The 8,104-nt window shown below is 76.5% G+C and carries 5 protein-coding genes and 2 pseudogenes; 2 read left to right on the plus strand and 5 right to left on the minus strand.

Features of this window, described 5'->3' with window-relative positions; all coding sequences use genetic code 11:
- The 3 genes and pseudogenes from ACOJTC_RS29640 to ACOJTC_RS29650 form a co-directional block, all read right to left on the minus strand.
- A pseudogene (locus ACOJTC_RS29640) lies at positions 1-276 on the minus strand (DUF2314 domain-containing protein); the annotation flags it as partial.
- A 67-nt stretch (positions 277-343) separates the two neighbouring features.
- Positions 344-1,117, minus strand: coding sequence for an adenosylcobinamide-GDP ribazoletransferase (gene cobS, locus ACOJTC_RS29645; RefSeq protein ID WP_420119349.1), 774 nt, complete (start codon positions 1,115-1,117; stop codon positions 344-346).
- The gene (locus tag ACOJTC_RS29650) at positions 1,107-3,071 is read right to left on the minus strand and encodes a bifunctional adenosylcobinamide kinase/adenosylcobinamide-phosphate guanylyltransferase (RefSeq protein ID WP_420119350.1); all 1,965 of its coding nucleotides are present in this window, start codon (positions 3,069-3,071) and stop codon (positions 1,107-1,109) included. The genes cobS and ACOJTC_RS29650 overlap by 11 nt, the downstream gene beginning before the upstream one ends.
- Before the next feature lie 168 nt (positions 3,072-3,239).
- Here ACOJTC_RS29650 and ACOJTC_RS29655 point away from each other — a divergent pair, with 168 nt between their 5' ends.
- Both ACOJTC_RS29655 and ACOJTC_RS29660 read left to right on the plus strand, forming a co-directional pair.
- Positions 3,240-3,440 carry a hypothetical protein gene (locus tag ACOJTC_RS29655; protein WP_088644650.1) on the plus strand — a complete coding sequence of 67 codons (201 nt, stop codon included), beginning with the start codon at positions 3,240-3,242 and terminating at the stop codon, positions 3,438-3,440.
- The gene (locus tag ACOJTC_RS29660) at positions 3,440-4,237 is read left to right on the plus strand and encodes a site-2 protease family protein (protein WP_420119351.1); all 798 of its coding nucleotides are present in this window, start codon (positions 3,440-3,442) and stop codon (positions 4,235-4,237) included. The genes ACOJTC_RS29655 and ACOJTC_RS29660 overlap by 1 nt, the downstream gene beginning before the upstream one ends.
- 48 nt (positions 4,238-4,285) lie before the next feature.
- Here ACOJTC_RS29660 and ACOJTC_RS29665 read toward each other — a convergent pair whose 3' ends face one another.
- Together ACOJTC_RS29665 and ACOJTC_RS29670 are read right to left on the minus strand one after the other, a co-directional pair.
- Positions 4,286-5,284 (minus strand): aldo/keto reductase family protein, encoded by a 999-nt coding sequence (locus tag ACOJTC_RS29665; protein WP_420119352.1) that lies wholly within the window; start codon positions 5,282-5,284, stop codon positions 4,286-4,288.
- Between the two features lie 51 nt (positions 5,285-5,335).
- Positions 5,336-6,694 (minus strand): annotated as a pseudogene (locus ACOJTC_RS29670) (WG repeat-containing protein); the annotation flags it as partial.
- Positions 6,695-8,104: the final 1,410 nt, after the last annotated feature.

Here is an 8,104-nt window from a genome sequence, read left to right on the forward strand (position 1 = left end):
CGCCAGCCGGGCCAGCTGCTCCTGGGTGGCGCCGAACGCGGTGAGCAGGTCCGGTGGCAGCTCGGGGAACTCGGCGATCGGGCGGGTGTCGACGCTCATCAGCGGGCTGTCGAGCATCTGCCGGGCCAGCCCGTGCACCGGCTCGGCCAGTCGGCCGGTCAGGGCCGCCACCGCGGTCTTCGCACTGACCTTCGGTAGCCCTACCATCGGCACCAGGTAGGTCGCGCTGAGCGACTCCGGCACCGGTACGGGCAGGAAGTCGTCAGTGATGAGCATGGTGGGTTCCCCCGGTGGCCGTGCCGGTGTTGTCGAGCCGAACGCTACCCGGCCCGCCGCGCCTGGTTCAGCCGGACAGCACCAGACCCAGGTAGACCAGCGTGGTCACCACCTCCACGACGGCCCCCAGCACGTCGCCGGTGATGCCGCCGAGCCGGCGTACCACGTGGGTGAGCAGCGGTAGCGCGACGGCGATCGCGGCGACGACGGCGAGTGGCCCCTGCCATGGGCGGCCCGGCACCGCGGGCACCGCCAGCAGCACGACGGCGACCGCGCCGGCGGCGAGGGCCACCGGGCCGACAGTGCCGGCGACCAGCGCGCCCAGCCCGTCGGGGCGGGCGGCCGGCACCCCCCGGCGGCAGGCCAGGGTCACCCCGAGCCGGCCGGCGGCGGTACCGGCCAGCACCGCCGCGAGCACCGCCGGCCAGGACCGCCCGGCCAGCTCGGCCAGCGTCGCGGTCTGCAGCAGCAGGACGACCACCAGTGCGACCACGCCGAACGGGCCGACGTCCGGCTTCTTCATGATCTCCAGTGCCGCCGTGCCCCGCCGGTAGGAGCCCAGCGCGTCCACGGTGTCGGCCAGCCCGTCCAGGTGCAGCCCCCGGGTGAGCAGGGCCGCCGCCGCGACGGTCACCCCGGCGGCCACCAGGGGCGGGGCGAGCGCGGCCAGACCGAGCAGCAGCGCGCCCAGCACCGCCCCGAGCAGCAGCCCGACCAGGGGAGCGAGCGCCATCGCGGTGCCCGCCGTCGCCCGGTCGATCCGGCCGGCCCGGACCGGGACGGTGGTGAGGGTGGTCAGCGCCAGCCGGAGCCCGTCGCCGCGCCCCGACTCAGCCGGCACGCCGGCCGGACGGGTCGGGCTCCGGCCCGGTGTCGGTGGGTGCGGTGGTGGTCGGCCCCGGACCGGCCGGCGTCGGCTCGGCGAACTCCGGGATGATGTCGGGCTGCGCCGCCTCGTCCCCGGCGGCCACCGGCGCTGAGGGTTCCGGCGCGGCGGGCTCCGGTTCGGCGTCGGGGGTGGTCGCGGCGGCACCGGAGGCCTCGTCGTCGGGGCCGCCGTGGTGCGGGTGCACCGGCAGCGACCCGGCCAGCGCCAGCACCGAGCGCAGCAGCGGCAGGGCGGCCAGCGCGTTCGCCCCCTCGCCCAGGTCGAGCCGCAGGTCCAGCAGCGGGGTGAGGCCGAGCACGTCGGCGGCGAGCCGCACCGCCGGGTGACCGCCGTGGTCGACCAGCAGGCACCAGTGCCGGGCCTGACCGGCCAGATCCCGGGCGACCATGCCGGCGGCCAGCCCGACCGGCCCGTCGAGCAGCACCGGCACCCGGCGGGCGGTCGCCCCGAGCAGCACGCCGCAGGCCACCGCCACGTCACCGCCGCCCAGCTCGGCCAGGATGTCCTTGGCGTCGCGGGGGGAGCGGCGGGTGCGGTGCAGCGCGTCGCGGACCGTCGCGCACCGCACCATCCAGGCCGCGTCGTCGATCTCGCCGTCGGCGGTGTGCACCCGGCCGAGCACCGTCGGGGCCTCCGCGCCGGCCGTCGCGACCAGCACCGCCGCGGCGGCGGCCTCCGCGCCCGCGCCGCACGCCCCCAGCACCAGCAGCCGTACGCCCGCCTCGGCGGCCTCCTCGGCCAACCGCCAGCCGTAGCGCAGCGCCGACTCGACGGTGTCGGCGTCCAGCGCCGGCCCGTGCTCGATCGGTGCGGCCGGCGGGGCGTCCACCACCTGCAGGCCGGCCCCGTTCTCGGCGGCCAGCCGGGCCAGCGCCCCCCGGCCGGCGCGGGCCTGCCGGGCCAGCCGGGTCGACTCCCCGACCGGTGCCCCGGCCGCCACGCCACCGGCGTGGTCGCCGTGCAGCAGCAGCACCCGGACGTCCGTCCACGGCGTCGGGGTGGAGGTGCCCTGGGTGGCGGCGGCGAACTCGACCACCCGTTCCAGCACACCCAGCCCGGCCCCCGGCAGGTCCAGGGTGCCGAGCCGCTGCACCGCCTGCGGGCCGGCGTACTCGTCGGGCATCGGCAGTTCCATGCCGGGCTGGATGACCAGCCCGGTGGCGACCACCGGCAGCGCCATGGTCGGCGTGGTCCAGGTCGTGCCGGCCGGGGTCTGCGGAGCCGGCGGCACGGTGGGGGTGAGCACCTCCGGCAGCGGCCCGTCGGCCGGGACCGTGGCGACGGCGGCCGAGGCGCTGCCGTCCAGCCCGTCTGCCGGGGCGGCGGCCCGGGTGGGTACGCCGGCCGGCGGGACCGGCGCCGACGGCTTCAGCCAGGCCGGCTGGCCGGCGACCACCAGCGCGACCGCGTCGCAGGCGTCCGCGACGGCCCGGTTGGCGGCGCCCAGCGCGTCGGCGAACGCCCGCCCCAGCGGGGTGGTCGGCACCAGTGACAGCCCCACCTCGGGGCTGACCAGCACGATCCGTGCCTCGCTGGCGCGTACGGCGTCGGCCAGTTCGGTGATGGTGGCGACGTCGTCGGCCGGCTGGTGGGCCGGGTCGAGCAGCACGGTCACCCAACCGCCCAGGTCGTCCACGAGCAGCGTCTCGTTCGGCCCGGCCGAGGCGAGCACGTCGGCCAGCCGGCGCGGGTCCTCGGCGGTCTCCTCGGTGGTCCAGCTACCCGGCCGGCGGGCCCGGTGGGCGGCCAGCCGGGCGGCCCACTCGGTGTCGTCCGGGTCGGCGGCGGCCGAGGTCGCCACATAGCGCACCGTGGGCGCGTCGGCCACCAGGGACTCGGCGAACTCCGACTTGCCCGAACGGATACCGCCGAGCACCAGGACCGTGTTCCACCCCTCAACCGACATGCCCGTACCTTAAAGCCGCCCGGCCCGGCCCCGCCCGCCGGCCCGGACCCGTCACGCTGGGCGGAACCCGGGTGCGGTGGCGTGCGTGCGGTGCGTGGCGGTGCCGGCCGACTACGCTTGCGGGGGTCCGTCCCCCGGGGACGGTTGAGCGGCGAGGGGAGACGCGGCATGGCGTGGAGCTGGCGGTACGAGGGCACGGACGGCGCAGCGGTCGACGGGCCGGCGGAGACGTTCAGCAGCCAGGCGGACGCCGAGTCCTGGATCGGGCAGACCTGGCGGGAGCTCGCGTCGTCCGGCGTCACCGCGGTCACGCTCGTCGAGGACGACCGGGTCGACTACCGGATGAGCCTGCTGCCGACGGCGGAGTGATGGCGGGCGACCGCCCGGGGGGCGAGCCGCTGGTGCTCGGTGTGCCCCGGGCGGCGTTCCGGCCCAGCCCGGTCTTCCTCGCCCTGGTCGCGCTCTTCGTCACCAGTGGCGTGCTCACCTGGAACGGGGTGGGCAACGTCCGGTTCGACGTGTTCCTCTTCGTCGTCTCCGGCTGGCTGGTCTCGCTGTGCCTGCACGAGTACGCGCACGCCGTGGTCGCCTACCGGGCCGGCGACCGGGACATCGCCCACCGGGGCTACCTGACGTTGAACCCGCTGAAGTACACCCACCCGCTGCTGTCGATCGTGCTGCCGGTGGTGGTGGTGCTGCTCGGCGGCATCGGCCTGCCCGGCGGGGCGGTCTGGGTGGACCGGCACGCCATCCCGGGCCGGCTGCGGCACACCCTGGTCAGCCTCGCCGGCCCGGCCACCAACGTGCTGTTCACCCTGCTGCTGGTGGTGATACTGCGGGTGGGCCTCGACGCGGGCGGCCCGATCGAGTTCTGGGCCGGGGTGGCGTTGCTGGGGTTCCTCCAGCTCACCGCGAGCGTGCTGAACCTGCTGCCGGTGCCCGGCCTGGACGGCGGCAACATGATCCAGCCGTGGCTGAGCCCGCAGTACCGCCGGATGTACGACATCTTCGCGCCGTTCGGGTTCATCCTGCTGTTCGCGCTGCTGTGGAACCCGCGCATCGGCGGCTGGTTCTTCAGCGCCGTGTTCTGGCTCAGCGACCTGCTGGGGCTGCCGCCGTGGCTCTACGGCACCGCGTTGTCCCTGATCCGCTTCTGGCAGAGCTGACCGCACCCCACCCCGAACCGACCGGGGGGGGGGTGCGGCCGGTGCCGGTCAGGGCCGCTTGGCCGGGCTCTCCGTCTTGCCCGGGTCGCGCTCGGTGACCGGGGCGACGATGTCGTCGATGGCCTTGAGCAGGTCAGCCTCCAGGGTCACCCCGGCGGCCTTGACGTTGTCGTGCACCTGGTCCGGGCGGGACGCGCCGATGATCGCCGAGGCGACGTTGGGGTTCTGCAACACCCAGGCGACGGCGAGCTGCGGCATGGTCAGCCCCGCCTGCTCGGCGAGCGGCTTGAGCTGCTGCACCCGGGTCAGCACCTCGTCATTGAGCCACTGGGCGATGAAGTTCGCCCCGGACTTCTCGTCGGTGGCGCGGGAACCGGCGGGCGGCGGCTGGCCCGGCAGGTACTTGCCGGACAGCACGCCCTGCGCCATCGGCGACCAGACGATCTGCGAGATGCCCAGCTCCTCGCTGGCGGGCACGACCTCGGCCTCGATGACCCGCCACAGCATCGAGTACTGCGGCTGGTTGGACACCAGCGGGATGCGCAGCTCCCGGGCGAGGGCGTGCGCCTCACGCAGCTGTGACGCCTTCCACTCCGAGACGCCGATGTAGTGCGCCTTGCCGGCGTGCACGACGTCGGCGAACGCCTCCATCGTCTCCTCCAGCGGCGTGCTGTAGTCGTACCGGTGGGCCTGGTAGAGGTCCACGTAGTCGGTCTGGAGGCGACGTAGCGAGCCGTTGATCGACTCCATGATGTGCTTGCGGGACAGGCCCCGGTCGTTGCGGCCGGGACCGGTCGGCCAGAAGACCTTCGTGAAGATCTCCAGCCCCTCCCGGCGCTCCCCGGTCAGCGCCTTGCCGAGCACCGTCTCGGCCCGCGTGCCGGCATAGACGTCGGCGGTGTCGAAGGTGGTGATGCCGGTGTCCAGGGCGGCCCGGACACACGCCAGCGCCGCCTCCTCCTCGACCTGCGAACCGTGGGTGATCCAGTTGCCGTACGAGATCTCACTGACCATGAGGCCCGAGCGGCCAAGGTGTCGGAATTCCATGCTCCGACCCTAGCCCCGTCCGGTGCCGGGCACCCGCCGGCGCAACCGGCGTCAGAGCACGGGGTGGGCGTCGGCGAGCAGCCGGTCGATCTCCGCCACCACCGTGTCCCAGTCGGGGTGCACCGGGGGGATCAGCGGTTCGCCCCGCCGGTCCAGCGCTCCCCAGTGGTTCATCCCGTCGCCGACGAGGAACGCCACCGGATGCACCACCAGCGCCGGGTGCACCGGCCGGACCAGCACGGCGCCGGTGCGGTCGAGCACCCCCCGCCGGCCGGCCAGCTCCACCACGGCCAGCCCCTCGTCGGTGAACCCGTCGAGCCGGCGGCCGTCGGACAGCGTCGTGTCGATCCCGTGGTAACGCGGCGGGACGACCAGCCGACCGTGCCGGTCCACCGCCCCCCAGCCGCCCCGGCGCACCACCGCCACCCCGGCCCGGAACGGCCTGACCTCCTCGAACCCCGCCGGCACCACCACCGTCCCGTCCGGCTCGATCGCCGACCAGTCCGCGTCGCCGCCCTGCGACACCCAGGCCAGGCCGTCGGAGAAGGCCAGCACCCGGGCGTACGCGGGACCGAGCAGGGTGCCGCCCGTCTCGTCGATCAGCTCCCACCCGGCCTGGTCGGGGTGGCGTACCCAGGCCATCCGCTCGTGGAACGGCTGCGCCTCGACGTACCGGTAGTCGACGACCAGCTCACCGTCGGTGTCGGCGTACCCCCAGCGACCCCGGCCGTCGTGGGTGGGGCGCGGGGACCGGCGGCCGTGCCGCACCTCGTCCCGACTACGCGGGTACGGCCCGAAGCCGCCCCGGGCCGCCGCGCGGTCGTGCACCGCGTCCAGGCACACCGCGATCCGGTCGGTCAGCTCCTCGTCCTCGGCCCGGTACAGGTCCAGGGCCCGTTCGAAGTGTCCACACGCCTCGATCAAGCGGCCCTGGTCGTAGCAGGACCGGCCGGCGTGCTCGTGCAGCGCCGAGCGCAGCCGGTCCGGCAGTTCCGTCGAGTTGGCCTCGGTGAACAGCCGGTCGGCCTCGGTGAACTCACCCTTCCACCGCAGCGCCTCGGCCAGCCGTGCCCGGGCCAGTGCGGTACGCCGCAGCTCACCGGTCGCCTCCGCGTAGGTCAGCGCGAGCCGGCCGTCGGCCACCGCGTCGTCCAGGTCGTCGACCAGCCGGGACAGCACCGCCCGCAGGCTGAGCAGCCGGGCGCGGGCCCGGTTGTCCAGGGCCGAGGCGAGCTTCTCGGTCAACCGGCGGCGGATGCCGCGTAGCTCCGCCGGGTCGTCGACCACCTCGCGCAGGGTCTCCGGGTCCAACCGCCACCGGTAGCCGGCGAGCACCTGCTCCGGGTCGGCCTGCCGGAGCGTCGTCGCGGCGTCCCCGGCCGCCGGGGTGCCCGCGTTCGGGCCCGCAGCGGTGGCCCGGTCCCCGTGCCGCGTGGTGCTGACGTGGTCCCCGGTGGCCCCCCGTTCCGTGGTGCCGGCCCGGTCCGCGCCTACCGGCCGGTCCGCGAGGGTGGCCTGGTCGTCGGGCGCGGTCCGGTCCGGGGCGGTGGTCCGGTCGGTGCCTGTCGGGCGGTCCGTGGTGCCGGCCCGGTCCCCGGTCGCCAGCGGGTCGGTGGCGGTGGGTCGGTCCGGGGTCGCCGGCCGGTGCGCGGTCGCGGCCGGGCTCACCGGGACGGCCCGGTCCGGCGACGCCGGTCCGTGCGGGTCGCCGACCGGCACCGGGGCCGCCGGATCGCCACCGCCCGTCCCGGCGCCGTCCGGTCCGGTGCCGCCGGTCGGGGCGCTGTCCGGTCCGGTGCCGCCGGTCGGGGCGCTGTCCGGTCCGGTGGCGACGGCCACGGTGCTGTCCGGTCCGGTGGCGACGGCCACGGTGCTGTCCGGTCCGGTGCCGACCTGACAGGTGCGGCGCGGTTCGTCGTCTCCCGTGCCGGTGCCGACCGGACCGGCTTCGGTCGATGCGGTGTCGCCCGGACCGGTGCGGGCCGCTCCGTCGCCCTTCGTGGGGGTGCCGCCCGGTCCGGGGCCCGTCGACCGGGCGCGGGCCAGGTCGTCGCGTCCCACGGCGCTGCCGGCCGGACCGGCCCCGGTCGATGCGGTGCCGGTCGGTGCGCTGTGGGGCAGGGTGGTGTCGGGTAGGGCGGTGTCAGGTGTGGCGGTGTCGACCGGATCGGTGGCGGTGCTGCCGGTGGTGGGTGCGGGGGACACCGGGGCGGTGCGGTCGGGGACGACCGCCGGGACGGCGTAATCGTCGGCCGGGTCGCGGCCGGTGGTGGCGACCGGGGTGGACTCCCGCGTCGGGCCGACGTCGACCGCGCCGGACCGGTTCTCCGGGCCGTCCCCGCCCGGCACGTCCAGCGGGGTGGCCGGGTCCGGCGTCGCGGAGGGACCACTCCCGGCGGTTCGGCGGGGGTCACCGACCGGATCGGGGGCGTCGGGGGTCGCCGGGACGGGATGCCCGGTACCGGGCTGCCGGGTGGCGGCTCCGACGTCGGCCGGGCCGTGCACGGGGTGCGCCTCGGTTGCGGCGGTGGCCCGGACAGCGGGGTCGGCGGGGCCGACGACCGGGGTGGCCGACCGGCCCGGGTCGCCGGTGGTCGGTGGGGGGGGGCCCGGGTCGGTGGGGTGCGACGGGGGTGCCGGCGAGCGGGGCACGGGCACGTCCGTGCCACCCGGCGGTGCCCCGTCGGGCGTGGCCGGGCGGCCGGGCGTGGCCGGGTCCGGCGCGGCACCGCCCGTCGGCCGGCCGGCCGCCGTCGTGCCGTCGGGCGGGGTGGCCGGCGTGGGGGTCGACCGGCCGGGCCGGAACCAGGCCGTCGAGCC

This window comes from Micromonospora sp., assembly GCF_048594385.1.
In the GTDB taxonomy this organism is placed as follows: domain Bacteria; phylum Actinomycetota; class Actinomycetes; order Mycobacteriales; family Micromonosporaceae; genus Micromonospora; species Micromonospora wenchangensis.